Source organism: Pelomonas lactea (assembly GCF_043555885.1).
GTDB classification, from domain to species: Bacteria; Pseudomonadota; Gammaproteobacteria; order Burkholderiales; family Burkholderiaceae_C; genus Pelomonas; species Pelomonas lactea.
This window is the reverse complement of the sequence record NZ_JBIGHX010000006.1, coordinates 19701-37653: the sequence shown is the minus strand read 5'-3', so window position 1 is coordinate 37653 and position 17953 is coordinate 19701. Positions and strand designations below refer to the sequence as shown.

Here is a 17953-nt window from a genome sequence, read left to right as displayed (position 1 = left end):
AACGTGCCAGCCGCTGCGCCCGATGACAGGGCCATGCAGTAGCGCGCGGCGCACAGGGTTTCAGCGGCATCGTGCTGCGCTGCGGCCAGCTGCTTGCCACGGTGTGCTGACGCAGGCTGCGCGCCGTGCGTGGCAGCCCGAGCGGTTCAGCGTGGCAGAGAGACCGTGAAGGTGGCGCCTTTGCCGACGCCATCGCTGGAGGCTGTGACCGTGCCGGCATGCAGCCGCAGGACTTGCTTTACAAGCGCCAGCCCGAGGCCCAGGCCCGACTGCTGTTGATGGCCTGCCGGTGCCTGAACGAACGGCTCGAAGACGGCCTCCAGCAGGTCTGGCTCAATGCCGGCGCCCTGATCCTTGACGGCGACTTCATACGAGTGATCGTGCTGCTGTGCCAGGATGACCACCACGCCCCCATCGTTGCTGAACTTGATGGCATTGGTGATCAGGTTGCAGAACACCTGCACCAGCCGTCCCGTATCGGCGTTGACGATCAACGCGCCATCCGGCAGCCGCAGGTCGACGCGCACATCCTTGCGCTTGGCCAGCTCGGTGGACATCTCGCGGGCCGCTTGCAGGATGGCCTTCAAATCCACATCGGCACGGTTGAGCTCCACCAACTCCGCTCGGATGCGATTCAGATCCATGAGGTCGTCCACCAGTCGGGACATCTGGGTCGTCTGCCGTCGCATGGCAGCGATGGTTCGGGTTACCGCGGGCGGTGGATCGGGCAGGCGCTCCAGCAGCGTCACGCCCGCCGAGAAGGTCATCAGGGGGTTGCGGAGTTCGTGTGCCACCGTGGCGAGCATCTGGTCCTTCAGGCGGCCGTGCGCTTCCAGCGCCCGTTCGTGCCGCTCGATCTCGGAGATGTCGCGAGTGACGCCCAACACCGATTTCACGGCCAGCGTGTCGGCGTCGAACTCGGGCACCAGCGTGGTGGCGAAGGTGGCGTCGCCATACGAAAACCTCAGTGCTGCAGCACGGGCTTCCCTGAACACCGACTCCAGTGCGCCCTCCCACTGCTCACAGAGGTCGTCGGGCATGCCCAGCTCGCGGTTTGTCTTGCCGATGAAGTCGGACGTCGGCCTGCCGGTCAGGCGCTCAATGGCGCCACTGACAAAGAGATGCCGGTACTCGCGGTCGAAGCGCGTCAGCACATCGGGTGAATTGCGTGTGAGCTCACGCAGGTCGCTTTCACGCTCAGCAGCCAGCTTGCGCGACCGCCGAAGCAGATGCAGCACGACGCAGTCCACCAGGAGGATCGAGGTGAAGAAGCTCAGCGCGATCAGGTCGCCGGTCGCCAGCCCGGTGACGTTGGGCTGATCGTGAGGAATGAAGGAGACATACGCCGCGGTGACGCTCAGCGCGCCGCAGACCAGTCCGGGGCCAAGACCGAAGAAGTACGCGGCCAGCATGACCGCGGGGAAAAACGTGAGAAACGGGAACCCTTGCTCAGGCAGGCTCCCAACCAGCGCAAAGCGGGCGGCATACGCCAGCGCCCACAGTCCGATGCTGGCGACGTAACCGAGCAGGGGCGCGAATGCGCGCCACCGGCGGGCGGCACCAAACTGCTTCATCGCTTCAACATTGGGAGCCGGGTCCATGGACGAGTGCGCGCGGTCCCGATGTAGGACAAAGCCGATAGCCGCGCGATTTTAGTGAGGCTGTTTCCATCGCCATGGCTGGCGACGTCCGGACATCGATGGCCGCGTGCTACCGGCTCAACGGCAAGGGCAGCGAGTGGTTCGCCTTCAAGGTGTTGAACCGGTGGCCGGACTTCGACCCCGTCGTGCGGTTGGCGTCGCCGGGCGCGATGCGCGACGTCACCGTGCCGTTGCAGGGGCTGGGCCAGCGCAGCGCTGAGCTTTCGCCCCCCGGTGAGAGGTTCTTGCCGCGGCCGCCGTCATTGATTCCCCCCGATGCGGCGCGGCCCCGGCGTGCGCCGGGTTTCACGAGAGCACGCCGCGCCATGCCGCGCGGCGCCGGGGGTCAAGCTCAGTTGAACTTGGTGACCACCCCCATGGCGTTGCCGAAATTAGCAAGGTAACTCTTGAAATGGCCATTGTCGCGAAGCAGAAAAGCACCTTGGCCAAAGTTGGCGGGGGCTTTGCCAGTCGGCAGGCTGTCGCTGGAGAAGTGTTGGTTGGCCCACCAGATATCCACGAGGATGCATTCGTCGCCCCATGAATCGATATTGGCGGGATCTCCTGTTCTATTTATTGCAACAAAGGTATGGCCATAACCATGTCCTTTATTTGTTGTCATTATTTCTATCTTGCTTCCCGCCATGCCAAGCTTGATCAGCCGATGCGCAACCGCGGCCGCAAGATGGGTGCAAACACCTTTTTGCGCGGCGATGGTCTTCTGTCCAAGTTCCAGTTGTGCATCGGGACTCTTTTCGTCCCTCATCTCGCCTCGCGCAAGAATCGACCCCATCAGGCCCGAGTGCGCAACCTTGTGCTCGGCAGCATTGAAGTTCGCCCCCTCCGTGGGACTGCTGGGATCGGTCACTGTGATGGTTCTCAGCGCATAAGCGACCGAGTTCGCAAGCTGGTAGTCAGTCATCGGCATTTGAAGCGCTCCTGGTATTCTGACAAATCTCCTGCGTTACGTTTCCCACTGCAGTCCTGGCGGCTTGCAGCATTTGGGCCAGGTAATTTAAGGCCGTGTGCAGCGTAGAAAACTCGTTCCGCAGACCGGAACTGGGCATTTCGCACTGCCCATCGAAACGACTCTGCCAGCCGCGCGACCCGGGCGCAATGGCGAAATTTCCCTCACCGCGGCTTGGCGGCCCTGGATGTCCTTGCAGGCATCGTCGGCTTGCAGGCGGTTCGGTACATTGGCCGCCAGTTTTGCTGCTCTCCCCAACGGACAACCCCATGGACCACCCCAGCGTCACCCTGACCCAGCGCCAGGGCTACCAGTTCGAACACCGCTATGGCCCGGACATCCCGGTGCTGCTGTCCGACGAGCCCGCGCCGCTGGGCACCGGCATCGGGCCTGACCCCGTCGAGCTGCTGGCCTCGGCGGTGGGCAACTGCCTCAGCGCGTCGCTGTGGTTCGCCTGCCAGAAGTACAAGGACGACCCGTCACCGCTGCGCACCGAGGTGAAGGCGACCGTCGGCAAGAACGAGCGCGGGCGCGTGCGCGTGCTGGGCCTGGCCGTGGACCTGCACCTGGGCAAGCCCGCCGCCGGACTGGGCCACCTGCAGCGCGTGCGGGACACGTTCGAGGACTACTGCACCGTCACGCAGAGCGTGGCGGGCGCCATTCCCGTGACGCTGCGGGTGCTGGACAGCACCGGCGCCGTCATCACGCCGACGGCAGCGGCCTGACGTCCGCCGGCGCCGGCGGACCGGCCGGGAACACCGCCGGGTACTCGCGGCGGTACCAGTCGGCCACGTCGTCGTGGCCCAGCGTCAGGAACTCCCGGAAACGCGGCACGAGCAGGAAGCCCAGCACGCTGGCGGCCATCAGCAGGCCCCAGGCCGTGTAGACGGCCGCGACGCCGTGGCGCGCCAGCGCCATGCCGACGAGGGCCGGCCCCAGCGCGCCGGCCACCTGCGTCGTCATGCTGCCGGCGGCGATCAGGCGCACCCGGTAGTCGCGCGGCAGCGCCAGCGCGCGGTGCGTGGCGCCCACCAGGCTCATGGCCGCGTTGCAGAAGCCCGCCAGCGCCAGGCCGGCCAGCAGCAGCTGCGGCGACGCGGTCCAGCCGACGCCGGCCAGCGCCAGCCCCTCCAGCACGCCCAGGCCCACCCGCACGCGAAAACGCCCCAGGCGCCGCACCAGCCGCTCGGCGCCGAACGCGCTGCCGACGAGTACGCCTGCCGACAGCGCGCCCAGCGCGAATCCCAGCCACGGCCCCGGCAGCCCGAGCGCCTGTACCTTGAGCGGGATCAGCAGGCCCACGGCCGGGCCCTGGAAGACCCAGACGACGAAGTTCACCAACGTCCAGCCGCGCTCCATCGGTACCTGCCACTTGGCGGCCAGCCCGGCACGCAGCTCGCCCCACCAGCGCGCCAACCCACCCTGGCGCCGCACCGGCTCTGCTGCGCGTGGCAGCCGCGTGGCGGCCAGCGCGGCCGCGGCCAGCAGAACGCCGTAGCCACACAGTGCCGCCGTGATGCCGGCCGCGCCCAGCACGGCTCCCGCCATCAGCGGCCCGGCGATGCCGCCGGCGGCCAGCGCCGTCTTGCGCAGCCGCAGCGCCGCGGGCAGCTGCGCCGGGGCGACGAGCTCGGCCAGCAAGGCCTCGCGCGGCGGCCCGACGAAGGACAGGGCGGCGACCTGCACGACGGCCAGCGCCGCCAGCAGCGCCACGTGGAAGACGCCGGCGAACGACAGCACCGCCAGCAGGGCCGCCACGGCCACCAGCACGGCCAGGCCCCGCGTGATCTGCCGCGCCTTGCAAAGCCGGTCGCCGAACGGCGACAGCGCCGGCGCGATGAAGAAGGCGGCCACGGCCACCGTCACGCTGAACGCGGCAATGGCCGCCGCGCCGCCGCGGCTGGCGATCCACCACGGCAGGACGACCGCCGCGCCCAGCTCGGCCAGCAGCACCAGCACGTCGGTCAGCAACAGCACGCGCAGCGCCGGGTGGGCGCGCAGCGCATCGCGGGCGTCGGAGGGCAGCAGGCGGTGCGCGAGGTGGTTCATGGGGGCGCGCAGCGTAGCAGCGCCGTCGCCATGAAAAACGGCGGCCCGCAGGCCGCCGGTGGTTTCGGGCCGCTCCCAAGCCGGCCCGCCAGGCGATGTGCTCGTGGCTCGATGCCGCGAGCATCGCCATCCCCTCGGGGGATCGGCCAGTCGTGCCCGCGTGCAGCGGGGCGCGACCGGACGAGGGGCTCAGGGATACAGGCCGCGTTCTTCGCGTGCCTGCAGCACGCGTGTGCAGGCCACGGTGAACGCGGCGGTGCGCAGCGGGATCTTGTGCTGCTCGCCCGTCTCCCAGATGTGCTTGAACGCACCGATCATGATCTTGTCCAGGCGCACGTTGATCTCGTCCTCGGTCCAGAAGAAGGACGAGAAGTCCTGCACCCACTCGAAGTACGACACCGTCACGCCGCCGGCGTTGGCGATCACGTCGGGAACGACGACGATGCCGCGGTCGGCCAGCACGGCCTCGCCGTCCGGCGTGGTCGGGCCGTTGGCGCCTTCCAGCACGAGGCGGGTGGAGATGCGCTTGGCGCGCTCGGCGGTGATCTGGCCTTCCAGCGCGGCGGGGATCAGCACGTCGCTCTTGACGTCCCAGAAGTCCTCGTTGGCGATCATGTCGCCGCCCTTGAAGCCGGCCACGCCGCGCGTCTTGGCCACATGGTCCAGCAGGTTGGCCATGTCGAAGCCGTTGCTGTTGACCAGCGTGCCGGTGTGGTCCTGCACGGCGACGATCTTGGCGCCGTTGGCGGCGAACAGCTTGGCGGCGATGGAGCCGACGTTGCCGAAGCCCTGCACGGCGACGCGGGCGCCTTCCATGTCGATGTTCAGGCGGCGCATGGCCTCACGGCCCACGACGAACACGCCGCGGCCGGTGGCGGCCACGCGGCCCAGCGAGCCGCCCAGCTCGATGGGCTTGCCCGTGACGACGCCGGTCGCCGTGGCGCCGGTGTTCATCGAGTAGGTGTCCATCATCCAGGCCATGATCTTGCCGTTGGTGTTCACGTCCGGCGCCGGGATGTCCTGCTGCGGGCCGATGATGATGCCGATCTCGCTGGTGTACCGGCGCGTAACCTTCTCCAGCTCCTTCATCGACAGCAGCGCCGGGTCCAGCCGGATGCCGCCCTTGGCGCCGCCGTAGGGCAGGTTCACCGCGGCGTTCTTGATGGTCATCCAGGCCGACAGCGCCATCACTTCTTCCAGCGTGACGTCGGGGTGGTAGCGCACGCCGCCCTTGCCCGGGCCGCGCGTCAGGCTGTGCTGCACGCGGTAGCCCTCGTAGTGGGCGATGGTGCCGTTGTCCAGCTCGATGGGAATGTCCACGATCAGCGCGCGCTTGGGGCGGCGCAGCGTCTCGACCCAGCGGCCCAGGTGGCCCAGGTAGGGCTCCACGGCGTCGATCTGGGACAGATAAGTCCCCCACGGGCTGTTGCGCGTGGGCGAGACGAAGGACAGGTTGGGCATGAAACGCTCCGTAATTTTTGGTGGGGCGAACGGTAGCGCGAAGCCTGCCTTCGCGGCGCTGGCTTGTCTAGCCAAGTGGTCATGCGCTCATGCATGGCGCGCATGACATCGGCCCGGGCGTGAGGGATTTCACTGCCGGTGGCGGCTGTAAGCGGTTCGCGGCCGCCCGCATACCATCCCCCCGTGACCTCCCTGGACCTCGCCCTCCTCTATCTCGTCGCCGCTGTGCTCGGTGTGGTCGTCTGCCGTTCCCTGAAGCTGCCGCCCATGCTGGGCTATCTGGCGGTGGGGGTGCTGATCGGTCCGAATGCGCTGGCGTTCGCGCAGGACTCGGCCGGCATCCAGTACCTGGCCGAGTTCGGCGTCGTGTTCCTGATGTTCGCCATCGGTTTGGAGTTCAACCTGCCCAAGCTGCGTGCGCTGAAGACGGCCGTGTTCGGGCTGGGCATGTCGCAGGTGGTGCTGACGATTGCCGGCGCGATGGTCGGCAATCTGCTGCTGATGACCGGGTTCGCGTTGCTGGGGCGTGCCTGGGACCTGCAGTGGGAGGGCGCGCTGGTGCTGGGCGCGGCCATGGCCATGAGCTCCACCGCCATCGTCGTGAAGCTGATGGCCGAGCGGCTGGAGCTGGAGAGCCCGCATGGCAGGCTGGTCATGGGCGTGCTGCTGTTCCAGGATCTGGCCGTGGTGCCGCTGCTGGTGCTGATCCCGGCGTTGAACAGCAGTGGCGGCGAGATGGCCAGCGCGCTGGCGTGGGCGGCGCTCAAGGCCATCGTGCTGCTGGGTTTGCTGCTGTTCGGCGGCCAGAAGCTGATGCGCTGGTGGCTGACGCTGGTGGCCCGCCGCAAGAGCGACGAGCTGTTCATGCTGAACCTGCTGCTGGTCACGCTGGGCCTGGCCTGGCTGACCGAGCATGCGGGGCTGAGCCTGGCGCTGGGCGCGTTCGTCGCCGGCATGCTGATCTCGGAGACCGAATATCGCCATCAGGTGGAGACCGACATCCGGCCCTTTCACGACGTGCTGCTGGGCCTGTTCTTCATCACCATCGGCATGAAGCTGGACTGGCGGCCGCTGGTGGACAGCTGGTGGCTGGTCATCGCGCTGGCGGCGCTGCCCGTCATGGCCAAGTTCGCGCTGATCGCCGGGCTGGCGCGGCTGTTCAGGTCCCCGCCCGGCGTGGCGTTGCGTACCGGCCTGTACCTGGCACAGGCCGGCGAGTTCGGCTTCGTGCTGCTGACGCTGGGCGCGCAACACCACCTCATCGCGGCGCAGTGGGTCAGCCCGGTGCTGGCGAGCATGGTGCTGTCCATGCTCGCCACGCCCATCCTCGTCATGTACAGCAACCGCATCGTCATGAAGCTGTCCAGCAGCGACTGGCTGATGCAGTCGGTGCAGCTGACCACCATCGCCAAGAAGAGCATCAAGGCCGAGGCCCACGTCATCATCTGCGGCTACGGCCGCTCGGGGCAGAACCTGGCCCGGCTGCTGGAGGGCGAGCACATCCCATACATGGCGCTGGACCTGGACCCCGACCGCGTGCGCCAGGCCGCCGCGGCTGGCCAGAGCGTCGTGTTCGGTGACGCGGCCAAGGTCCAGAGCCTGATGGCGGCGGGCCTGGCGCGCGCCAGCGCCGTGGTCGTCAGCTATCACGACACGCCGTCGGCGCTGAAGATCCTGGACCTGGTGCGCGCCCACGCGCCGCGCGTGCCGGTGGTGGTGCGCACCATCGACGACGCCGACCTGGAGCGGCTCAAGGCGGCCGGTGCCACGGAGGTGGTGCCGGAGGCCATCGAGGGATCGCTGATGCTGGCGTCGCATGCGCTGGCGTTGGTGGGCGTACCGATGCGGCGCGTCATCCGCATCACGCGCGATGCGCGCGACCGGCGCTACGGCCTGCTGCGCGGCTACTTCCACGGCGCCGACGACGACACGGCCGAGGAGATCGACCAGGCGCGGCTGTCCTCCGTCACGCTGCCGACGGCCAGCAGCCATGCGGGCCGGCGGCTGGACGACCTGGCGCTGCACGCGGTGGGCGTGGCGGTCGTGTCGTTGCGCCGCGCGGATGGCAAGGGCCAGTTCGTCGACGGTGCCACGCTGGCGGGGGGCGACACGCTGGTGCTGAGCGGCACACCCACTGCGCTGGCGCTCGCGGAGCAGAAGCTACTGGGCGGCTGAGGCCAGCCCGCGCTGCTCGATCAGCTGGATCAGCACATCCGGGTTGCGCACCTTGCCCAGCGCCACGTTGTCCCAGGCCAGCAGCTTGCCCTTGCGCTTGATCTTCAGCTTGCCGTCGGCGAAGTTGGCGCTGTCGATGTCGGCCCAGGGCAGCAGCTCGCCGGTCTCCAGCCGGCCCTTGACAAGGCCGTCGCGGTGCGCGCCCAGCGCGCCGAAGGCCACGCGGGCGCCGCTGGCGAGCTTGGCGAACAGCGGCGGCGCGACGCGGCGGTTCACCTCGTCGCGCAGCAGCGCGCCCAACTCCTTGTAGCGGTCCACGCCCCCGGCGAACAGGCTGTTGCCGACCTTGGCCTTGCGCTCGCCGGCATGCAGCGTGTACGAGACCGACACGCTGCCGCGGAAGTTGCGCTGCGCGATGCTGAGCGCGTCCACGTCGTCCCAGCGCAGCAGCGGCTGCGTGCCGCTGCGGGACGCGCGGTCCAGCCCCTGCGGCGTGACGACGAAGGCCACGCGGTGGCGCCACAGCGCGAAGCCGGCCAGGGCCAGCAGCGCCAGCACCCAGCCCAGCAGCGCAGCGTCCAGCTGCCGGGCGTCCACCCAGGCGCCGGCGACGAAGAACGCCAGCAGCGGCGCCCCCAGCAGCGCGACGCCGTAGGCCAGCAGCCAGCGTGACGCGCCCTGGAACGGCGTCGCGCCGGCCGTGGCCAGGTCGCGCAGCCAGCCCTGGTTGGCGTGGTCCACGGCCACCCATGCCGCCACCAGCAGCAGGGCGAGCATGCCGGCCGCGACGAAGCCCACGCCGTCGCCCTCGCTGTTGGGCGTGGCACCTTCTTCAAGCCGCATCGTGGCCGAGGACGTCCACGGCCCGCCGCTCTTGATGTTCTCGCGCACGCTGTCGGGCAGCGCGTTGATGACGCCTTCCCGCGGCTGCTGGCGCAGGTACAGCGCGTCGTCGTTCATCGCCGTTGCCGCGCCCTCGCGCGTCTTGAAGTCCTGCGGCAGGCGCAGCCACAGCTTCACGTCGGCGGTCTGGCCGGCCGCGGCGCGCTCGAAGGTCTCGCGCGAGCCCAGGCCCACGGTCACGTGGGCGTGGTCGCCGCGCTTGCGGCTGTGCGAGTACTCCACCACCCACGTGGGCAGCAGCCAGGCGTCGGTGATGCGCACCTTCTGGCCGTCGGGCGGCATCTTGCCGGCCTCGATGTCGGCCATGCTCACGTCCTGCTGCACGCGCAGCGTGGGGTCGGCATCCATGATGCTGATGCCGAACAACAGTGCCGCCAGCGCCAGGCCGGCCGCAATCACTTTCATCCAGATGTATTGCTTCATCGGTTCTCCCTCGCCGTCCCCGCGACGGCGGGCGCGAGTGTGCATCAGCCGCCGCTGCGCCCCACGCGACACCCTGCCGCCTGCGTGACAAACACACCCGGCCTGCTGCGCCACACTGACGGCCACACAAGGAGCCGCGCCATGAACTTCGACTACTCCCCCAAGGTCGCGCAAGCGCAACAGCGCCTGCTGGCGTTCTTCGACGAGCACATCTATCCGAACGAGCGCCGCTACCTGGAGGAGGTCGAGGCCAACCGCCGTGCCGGCAACCCGTGGGTGCCCACCCGGGTCATCGAGGAGCTCAAGCCCAAGGCCCGCGCGGCCGGGCTGTGGAACCTGTTCCTGCCCAAGAGCACCCGGGCGCCGGAGGGCCTGTCCAACCTGGAGTACGCGCCGCTGTGCGAGATCATGGGCCGCGTGTTCTGGGCGCCCGAGGTCTTCAACTGCTCCGCGCCCGACACCGGCAACATGGAGACGCTGGAGCGCTACGCCAGCGAGTCGCTGAAGGACCGCTGGCTGGAGCCGCTGCTCAAGGGCGAGATCCGTTCGGCCTTCCTGATGACGGAGCCGGCCGTCGCGTCCAGCGACGCCACCAACATCGAGTGCCGCATCGAGCGGGACGGTGACGACTACGTCATCAACGGCCGCAAGTGGTGGAGCTCCGGCGCCGGCGATCCGCGCTGCGCCGTCTACATCGTCATGGGCAAGACCAACCCCGAGGCTGGCCGCCACGAGCAGCAGTCCATGATCGTCGTGCCGGCCGACACGCCGGGCATCACCGTCATCCGCCCGCTGAGCGTGTTCGGCTATGACGACGCGCCGCACGGCCACATGGAGGTGGAGCTGAAGAACGTGCGCGTGCCCGCCAGCAACATCCTGCTGGGCGAGGGCCGCGGCTTCGAGATCGCTCAAGGCCGCCTGGGCCCGGGCCGCATCCACCACTGCATGCGCAGCATCGGCGCCGCCGAGCGCGCGCTGCAGCTGATGTGCGAGCGCGCCATCGCCCGCACCGCCTTCGGCAAGACGCTGGCGCAGCAGACCGTCACGCAGGAGCGCATTGCCGAGGCGCGCTGCATGATCGAGCAGGCCCGGCTGCTGACGCTGAAGGCCGCCTACATGATGGACACCGTGGGCAACAAGGTCGCCAAGGCCGAGATCGCGATGATCAAGATCGTGGCGCCCAACATGGCGCTGCAGGTCATCGACTGGGCCATCCAGCTGTTCGGCGGCGCCGGCGTGTCGCAGGACACACCGCTGGCCACGATGTGGGCACACCAGCGCACGCTGCGCCTGGCCGACGGCCCGGACGAGGTGCACCGCAACTCGCTGGCCAAGCTGGAGCTGGCCAGCCACATGAAGCTGCCGACCGACAAGGTGGCCATGCCCGTCACCCGGGGCGGCTGACGACTCGCAGCAAGGCGGCGCAGCTAGAGTCCGGGGCTCCCGTTGAAGGAGCGCGACCCGGCCCATGGAAGTCCACCCGCAGTTCGACCACCACGTCAGGGGCCTGGAGGCCCGGGCCCTGCCGTTCGCCACGGCCTGGGTGGAGGCCATGCTGCAGGCCATGCGCGACCCCGTCGAGGCGGGCCTGGGCGGCGTGGAGCGCAAGCACCTGTCGGGCCTGCTGCTGGCCACCGAGCCGCTGCGCATGCACATCGCGGAATGCCTGTCCGGCCACCTGCTGCACGGCTTCCAGGGCGCCGAGGCGCGAGCGCTGGGGCGCGGCGCCCGCGCGTCGGCGCTGAGCGGCTTCGACATCGACGAGCTGACACTCGTTGACGAGACCCAGGCCGAGAAGGACATCGAGATCTCCCGCGTCGTGCAGTTGGCCGACCTGAAGCTGGAATGGGAGCTGCGCGAGCTGCAGGGCCTGGCCGGCTTGATGCTGCCCGAGGTGCGCGGCGGCGAGGACCCGACCGCCTGCGGGCCGGCCGTGTTCGCGCGCGCCGTCAGCCACACGGTCTACGAGCAGGTGCTGGAGCCCGAGCAGCAGGCGCTGTGGATGCGCGTGGCGGCTCAGACGCTGGTGGGGCAGCTGCGGCCGCTGCTGCAGCAGGTGAGCGACGAGCTCAAGGCTGCCGGCCTGCAGTCGCCGCGCTACCGCGCCATCCGCACGCCCGACGCGGGCGCTGCAGCGCGCACGGCGGCGGCCGGCGCAGCGGCGCCCGCCGGGCTGCCGGCCGAGCAGCTGCAGGCGTTGCTGCGCAGCATGCCGCTGCTGCAGCGCGGCCTGCCCGGCGCCGTCCGCACGGGCGCGCCCGCGCTGCCGCGGGCCGACGGTGAGCCCGAGTTCCAGCTGCAGCCCATGGACGGCGGCAGCGAGACGGCCGACGTCGGCCACGCCTTGCTGGGCCGGCTGTTCGAGCGCCTGCTGGCCGATCCGCAGGTGGCGCCGACGCTGCGCGGCTCGCTGGCGCGCCTGGAGGCGCCGGTGCGCGAGCTGGCCGCGCGCGACCCCGGCGTGCTGGGCTCGGAGCAGCATCCGGCCTGGGCGCTCATCAACAAGATTGCCGGCCATGCGGGTGCATTGCCCGCACACGACACCGAGCGTGGCGAGGCCTTCCAGCGCTTCGTGGACCCGCTGGTCACGCAGCTGGCGCAGGCCGCGCCCGAGGCGCCCGCGGCCTATGCGCAGGCGCTGGCGCAGGTGCAGACCTTCATCGACGACGAGCGCCACGCGCAGGTCGAGCGCACGCGGCCGGCCATGGGGGCGCTCGGGCAGATGGAGGCCGAACGCCGGCTGCTGCCGCTGCTGCGCGACCAGGTGGAGACGCAGCTGGGCCGCGCGCAGGAGGTCAGCCCCACGGTGCAGACCTTCCTGCGCGGGCCGTGGATCGAGGTGCTGGCCAAGGTGATGGCCGCCGAGGGCGAGGAATCGCCCGAGGCACAGGCGCTGGTGGGCACGGTGGACGAGCTGCTGGCCAGCCTGCAGCGGCCCGAGACGCCGGCGGAGCGGGCCGACCTGCGCCGCCGCCTGCCCACGCTGATCGGGCGCGTGCAGCAGGGCATGGCCCTCATCGACCTGCCGCAGCAGCACCGCACGCGCGTGCTGGCCGAGCTGATGCAGACGCACCGCCGCCACCTCGTGGAACGCGCCGACGCGACCGCCGCGCCCGCGATGGCGGAGGGGGCTGCAGCCCCCGCGGCCGGCTCCACCGCCGTGCCGCCACCCCCGCCTGCGCCGGCCGCGGCGCCCGAACCGGCCGACGAGCCCGCAGCCTGGCAGGGCCACGACACCCACATCGGCGCGCTGCCCACCGTGCCCATGCCGCTGGACGGCGCCACCGACGGCGACCCCGCCGGCGACTGGCTGGACGCGCTGCGGCCCGGCCAGCGCTGCAAGCTCAACCTGCAGGGCGTGTGGGCCACGGCGCAGCTGGCCTGGGTCAGCGACAACGGCGCGTTCTTCATGTTCACCAGCAACCTGGCCGGGGGCATGCATTCGATGACGCGCCGCGCGCTCAAGCGGCTGCGCAGCGAGGGCCTGGCCACCGACGTCGTCGAGGCCAGCCCGGTGCAGCGCGCGCTGGGCGGGCTGCTGCAGGAGCTGGGCGCGGTGGTGCGTTAGGCAGGGCGGGCGCCTCAGCCGCGCGCCGTCGCGACGATGAAGTCGGGGTGGATGCTGCGCTGGCCGTGGCGCGCGAACAGGATGGTGACAGCTTCGGTGCTGCAGTCCTGCACCTCGCCCCAGCCGAAGCGGCGCACGCGCACGCGCTGGCCGGGCTCGAAGGCACGCACCTGCGTCGGCGGCGCGGCGCGGTCGACCGCGGTGGCTGGCGACGCGGCGAGCAGGCGCGTGAAGCGCTCGCAGCTGTCGCAATGGCCGCAGCGGGTCGCGCCGTCGTCCAGCGTCTCGCCGAAGTGCGCCAGCACGCCGGCCCAGCGGCAGCTGCCCGCCTTCGCGTACAGCACCATGGCCGCCAGGCCATCGCGGTCGCTCTGCTGGCGCTGCTGCACGGCGGCCTCGGCCGCGTCGATGACGGCACCGGCCTCGCGCCGCGTGGCGGGGCGCAGCGCGTCGGCGTCGCCGACCGAGCGCACGGCGCGCACGGAGCGCAGCGCGGCCAGCACCTGGTCCAGCCGGCGCTGCGGCAGCCGCGCCATCTCGGCCAGCGCGGCCGGCAGCCAGCCGCCCTGCGGCGTGTGGCTGGCCAGCGCCTGCCAGACGGCCGACAGCTCCTCGCGCGAGGGCACGTGCCCGCCGGCGAAGAACTGCTGCAGCGCGCGGTCGCCCTCGCGGAACAGCAGCACGCAGTCGGCCGGTTCGCCGTCGCGTCCCGCGCGGCCGCATTCCTGCACATAGGCCTCGATGCTGGCAGGCATCTGCGCGTGCAGGACGAGCCGGATGTCGGGCTTGTCGATGCCCATGCCGAACGCGTTGGTGGCCACCATGACGTGGGTCTCGTCGCGCATGAAGGCTTCCTGCGCGGCCTCGCGCGCGGCTTTGGGGAGCTTGCCGTGGTACAGGCCCGCGCCGATGCCGGCGTCCTGCAACTGGCGGTGCAGCGCGGTGGCCTCGCGCACGGTGGCGCAGTAGACGATGGCGCTGCCCGTGGTGACCTGCTGCAGCCGGCGCAGCATGAACTCGCGGCGCTGCGCCTCGGTCTGCGGCAGCTCCACGGCCAGGCGCAGGTTGGGGCGGTACACACCGTGGCTGATGACGCCGTCGCGCGGGATGTCCAGCGCCTCGCGGATCTCGCGCTGCACGGGGCCGGACGCGGTGGCCGTCAGCGCCAGCACCGGCGGGCGGCCCAGCGCGCGGCGTGCGTCGCGCAGTGCGCTGAAGGCCGGGCGGAAGTCGTGGCCCCACTGCGAGATGCAGTGCGCCTCGTCCACCACCAGGAGGCCCACGCGCTGCTCCTGCAGCAGGCCCAGCGTGCGGGCGTCGGCCAGCCGCTCGGGCGTCGTGAACACCACGCGCACGGCGCCGCGTGTCAGCAGCGCCTCGGCCTCCAGGCGGCGGTTGGCGTCCAGCGCCGAATGCAGCTGCACGGCGGCCACGCCGCGCGCGGTCAGTGCGTCGCACTGGTCCTTCATCAGCGCGATGAGCGGCGAGATGACGACCGTCAGCGCCTCGCTGAGCACGGCGGGCAGCTGGTAGCACAGCGACTTGCCGGCACCCGTGGGCATGACGGCCAGCGTGTTCCGCCCCGCCAGCACGCGGGTGATGACTTCCTGCTGACCGGGCCGAAGCTCGCGCAGGCCGAACACGCCGCGCAGCGCCCGGCGCAGCTTGACCGGCGTGACGGGCTCCCGTGGCGGCAGCTTCTCGGGCACGGGCTTGGGGCTGGGGCCGGGGGCGTCCTCGCGCGGGCCGTTCAGCCGGGCCACGCGGGCCGGGGCGGTCATGACGGCGGTGCTCACCGTTCGCTCCGCCGGGGGGCGAGCAGCTGGGTGACCTGCGTCAGCACCTGCGGGTTCCAGCCCATGCCGAGGTGGCTGGCCTGCACCTCCACGTCCCGCGCCTGCGGCCAGGCGTCGGCATGCGTGCAGGCCTCCCACGACACGACGCCGTCCGCGCGGCTGTAGAGGGACGTGGTGGGCACCGGCGGCGGCTCGGCCAGCCGCTCGCGCAGCGCCTGGTGGTCGTGTGCGCGCCGGCCGTTGAGCAGCCGGTACAGCCAGCCGACATGGGTGTCGTCCGGCCCGCCGCTGAACGGTGTGCCGATGGTGATGACGTGCGGCACGCGCTCGGGCAGGCGCTTGGCCAGCTCACGCGCGTAGAAGCCGCCCAGGCTCCAGCCGACGAGGCTGGCGTGGCGCGCCGGCGCGATGCGCTTGCTGACGGCGTCCGCGAGGCGGTCCAGCCAGGCGTCGACGTCGCCCTGCGGCCCGCGGTTCACGCCCTGCCCCCAGTCCAGCGCGCGAAAGCCCGCGCGCTCCAGGTGGCGGCGCAGCGGCCACAGCGACAGGCTGTCGGTGCCCAGGCCCGGGAACAGCACCACGGTGCGGCCCTGGCCCACCGGCTCGGGCGCCTGGCGCCACAGCTGCAGCGCGTGCCAGGCCTCCAGCGCGGCGCGCGCGGGTTCGGTCGCCAGCAGGGACAAGGCCGGCCGCCGGTTCGTGGCGGCGGAGGAGGCAGGCAGGGGCAGCGAGGGGGTGGTCATGGCCGGCATGGCTTTGCGTGATCGATGGCTGGATGCTGCGGGGGGGCGGTTGCCGGCGGTGCCGGCGTGGCGCCACAGCCGCTGTAGGACGAGCGGCGTCCGCGCCACTCGCGGCGCCTTCCTACATGGCCTGCGTCGGCGGGCGTCGAGCATGCACACTCCACGCACCGCACCGCCATGACCCACGCCTTCAAACCCTATCTCGCCGCCCTGCTCGTCATGGGCCTGCTCGACGCACTGTGGCTGGGCGTGCTGGCCCGCGACTTCTATCGCCAGGAGATGGGCGAGCAGATGGCGGCGCAGGTGCGCTGGGTGCCGGCGCTGCTCTTTTACTTCGCGTATCCGGCAGCGCTGGTGGCGCTGGCGCTGTACCCGGCCGGGCAGCCGTTCGCCCAGCAGGTGGCACGCGCGGCGCTGGTGGGGCTGGTGGCCTACGGCGTGTACGACCTGACCAACCTGGCCACGCTGCGCCACTGGCCCGTCAGGCTGGCGCTGGTGGACGTGGCCTGGGGCACGTTCGCGAGCACGCTGGCCGGCGCCGCGGCGGCATGGACGACCCAGCGCTTCGGCTGACGCCGACAATGCGGTCATGGCCAAGACCGCACCCCGACTCAGCCCCGACGAAATCAAGCGCGTCATTGCGACAGCGTTCGAGGATGTGCCGCCGTACAACCGCGTCATGCTGGAGCATGGCATCGGCCATGGCGAGCTGGTGGCCTTGCTCAAGCGCGAGCTGACGCCGTCGGCCTACAAGCTGTGGGCCGCGCGCGGCAAGACGGCCAAGGCGCCCACCAAGCGCAACACCTGGCCCCATGGGCGCTGACGTGCTGGGCCGCCGCGCCGTGCTGGCGCTGCTGGCCACGCTGGCCGCCTGCGGCGACCCGGCGTCGCGGGCGCGCAGCCGCATCGACACCGCCTGGCACCGCGCCGACCTGGACGCCCTGCTGCAGCGCTGGCTGGCGCATGCGCCGCTGCCCGGCGGCGGCTTCCAGACGCAGTTCAACCGCGCGTGGCAGCCGCTGCCGCGCGGTGAGCTGGAGCTGACGGCGCAGGCCCGCCTCGTCTACGCGTTCGCGGCGGGCCACGAGCTGACGCGGGATGCGCGCTACCTGGACGCCGCCCGGCGCGGCGCCGACTTCCTCGTCGAGCGCTTTGTCGACCCGGTGCATGGTGGCTTCTTCCACGCCGTGGCGCCCGACGGCAGCCCGCGCGCCGACATCAAGCGCGCCTACGGCCATGCGTTCGCGCTGCTGGCGCTGGGCCAGGTCTGGCGCCAGGGCCGGGACGTGCGCCACCGCGACGCCGCACTGAAGGCGTGGGGCGCCGTCCGTACGGGCTTCTTCGATGCCCGCGGCGGCCTCGTCAACGAATGCGGCCGCGACTTCAAGCCCATGGCCGGCGCGCGCACGCAGAACCCGGTCATGCACATGTTCGAGGCGCTGCTGGCGCTGGGCGAGGCCACCGGCGACGCGGGTGTGCTGGCCGGCGCGCGCCGGCTGGGCGACTTCGTCTGCTACCAGCTGCTGCAGGGCCAGGCCGACGGTGGCGCGCGCATCCCCGAGTGGTACGACGAGGCCTGGCAGCCGCTGCCCACCCAGGCCGCCGGCGGCTACATCGACCTGGGCCACCAGTTCGAGTGGGCTCACCTGCTGACGACGGGCGCGGCGGTGTCGCCCGTCTACGCGCAGGTGGCCGAGCGCGTGCTGGCCTATGCGCTGGCCGCCGGTTACGACGACAACGACGGCGGCTGCGGCAGGCGGGCCTTCCCCGACGGCGCGCGCACCGACATGGGCAAGGGCTGGTGGCAGCAGGCCGAATGCCTGCATGCGTTGCTGGTGACGGCCGGCGCCAGCGGCCGCAACGACTTGTGGCGCCGCTACGAGCAGACGCTGGCGCTGGTGCGCGACCAGCTTGCCGATGCCGCCCAGGGGGGCTGGCGCGCCGCCGAGGCGCTGCCGTGCAAGACCGGCCGCTGCACGGATGAGCAGCCCGACCCGTACCACATGGTGTCGCTGCACCACGCGGCGCTGCGGCTGGCGGGGGCCACCGCCCAGGCCGGCTGACGCACCGCGGGGCGCACTGTTGCGCCCGGTCCACATCAGCGCCCGGCCGACCGCCCGGGCTGCTGCCGACCCTTGCGGGCATGGGGGCTTGTTTCCCGGGAAAACCACGGGCTAACCCGGAATGACGATGCACGAAACAGCATCGTGTTTCCTAAAAATGTGATT

General features: G+C 71.1%; 14 protein-coding genes. 7 read left to right on the top strand and 7 right to left on the bottom strand.

Going from position 1 to position 17953, the window contains the following annotated elements; genetic code table 11:
* Positions 1-146: 146 nt before the first annotated feature.
* Positions 147-1601 carry an ATP-binding protein gene (locus ACG04Q_RS16910; RefSeq protein WP_394512191.1) on the bottom strand — a complete coding sequence of 485 codons (1455 nt, stop codon included), beginning with the start codon at positions 1599-1601 and terminating at the stop codon, positions 147-149.
* Between the two features lie 391 nt (positions 1602-1992).
* Positions 1993-2568 (bottom strand): hypothetical protein, encoded by a 576-nt coding sequence (locus tag ACG04Q_RS16905; RefSeq protein ID WP_394512189.1) that lies wholly within the window; start codon positions 2566-2568, stop codon positions 1993-1995.
* Between the two features lie 308 nt (positions 2569-2876).
* On the opposite strand from ACG04Q_RS16905, the gene ACG04Q_RS16900 reads away from it, so the two are divergent.
* Positions 2877-3332 carry an OsmC family protein gene (locus ACG04Q_RS16900; protein WP_394512188.1) on the top strand — a complete coding sequence of 152 codons (456 nt, stop codon included), beginning with the start codon at positions 2877-2879 and terminating at the stop codon, positions 3330-3332.
* On the opposite strand, the gene ACG04Q_RS16895 is transcribed toward ACG04Q_RS16900, so the two are convergent.
* Both ACG04Q_RS16895 and ACG04Q_RS16890 read right to left on the bottom strand, forming a co-directional pair.
* Positions 3310-4656 (bottom strand): MFS transporter, encoded by a 1347-nt coding sequence (locus tag ACG04Q_RS16895; protein ID WP_394512186.1) that lies wholly within the window; start codon positions 4654-4656, stop codon positions 3310-3312. The two genes, ACG04Q_RS16900 and ACG04Q_RS16895, sit on opposite strands and share 23 nt — an antisense overlap.
* Before the next feature lie 189 nt (positions 4657-4845).
* On the bottom strand, positions 4846-6117 hold the full coding sequence (locus ACG04Q_RS16890) for a Glu/Leu/Phe/Val family dehydrogenase (RefSeq protein WP_394512184.1): 1272 nt from the start codon (positions 6115-6117) through the stop codon (positions 4846-4848).
* Positions 6118-6300: 183 nt separating this feature from the next.
* Between ACG04Q_RS16890 and ACG04Q_RS16885 the strand changes: the two genes are divergently transcribed.
* On the top strand, positions 6301-8292 hold the full coding sequence (locus tag ACG04Q_RS16885) for a monovalent cation:proton antiporter family protein (RefSeq protein ID WP_394512182.1): 1992 nt from the start codon (positions 6301-6303) through the stop codon (positions 8290-8292).
* On the opposite strand, the gene ACG04Q_RS16880 is transcribed toward ACG04Q_RS16885, so the two are convergent.
* Positions 8278-9618, bottom strand: coding sequence for a DUF6585 family protein (locus ACG04Q_RS16880; RefSeq protein WP_394512180.1), 1341 nt, complete (start codon positions 9616-9618; stop codon positions 8278-8280). The two genes, ACG04Q_RS16885 and ACG04Q_RS16880, sit on opposite strands and share 15 nt — an antisense overlap.
* Before the next feature lie 141 nt (positions 9619-9759).
* Between ACG04Q_RS16880 and ACG04Q_RS16875 the strand changes: the two genes are divergently transcribed.
* Together ACG04Q_RS16875 and ACG04Q_RS16870 are read left to right on the top strand one after the other, a co-directional pair.
* Positions 9760-11022: an acyl-CoA dehydrogenase family protein gene (locus ACG04Q_RS16875; RefSeq protein WP_394512179.1), complete on the top strand. Its 1263-nt coding sequence runs from the start codon at positions 9760-9762 to the stop codon at positions 11020-11022.
* Positions 11023-11086: 64 nt separating this feature from the next.
* On the top strand, positions 11087-13186 hold the full coding sequence (locus ACG04Q_RS16870; RefSeq protein ID WP_394512178.1) for a DUF1631 family protein: 2100 nt from the start codon (positions 11087-11089) through the stop codon (positions 13184-13186).
* 14 nt (positions 13187-13200) lie between these two features.
* Here ACG04Q_RS16870 and ACG04Q_RS16865 read toward each other — a convergent pair whose 3' ends face one another.
* Together ACG04Q_RS16865 and ACG04Q_RS16860 are read right to left on the bottom strand one after the other, a co-directional pair.
* Positions 13201-14982: a RecQ family ATP-dependent DNA helicase gene (locus tag ACG04Q_RS16865; protein WP_394512177.1), complete on the bottom strand. Its 1782-nt coding sequence runs from the start codon at positions 14980-14982 to the stop codon at positions 13201-13203.
* Positions 14979-15725 (bottom strand): alpha/beta hydrolase, encoded by a 747-nt coding sequence (locus ACG04Q_RS16860; RefSeq protein WP_394512175.1) that lies wholly within the window; start codon positions 15723-15725, stop codon positions 14979-14981. Before ACG04Q_RS16860 ends, ACG04Q_RS16865 begins: the two co-directional genes overlap by 4 nt.
* Positions 15726-15902: 177 nt before the next feature.
* Here ACG04Q_RS16860 and ACG04Q_RS16855 point away from each other — a divergent pair, with 177 nt between their 5' ends.
* From ACG04Q_RS16855 to ACG04Q_RS16845, 3 genes are read left to right on the top strand one after another with little or no spacing between them, the layout of a single operon-like run.
* A complete protein-coding gene (locus ACG04Q_RS16855; protein WP_394512173.1) occupies positions 15903-16298 on the top strand; it encodes a DUF2177 family protein in 396 nt (131 codons plus the stop codon).
* A gap of 16 nt (positions 16299-16314) precedes the next feature.
* The gene (locus ACG04Q_RS16850) at positions 16315-16548 is read left to right on the top strand and encodes a DUF2805 domain-containing protein (protein WP_394512172.1); all 234 of its coding nucleotides are present in this window, start codon (positions 16315-16317) and stop codon (positions 16546-16548) included.
* Entirely contained in the window at positions 16538-17788 is a 1251-nt protein-coding gene (locus ACG04Q_RS16845; protein WP_394512171.1) for an AGE family epimerase/isomerase, read from the top strand. Before ACG04Q_RS16850 ends, ACG04Q_RS16845 begins: the two co-directional genes overlap by 11 nt.
* Positions 17789-17953: the final 165 nt, after the last annotated feature.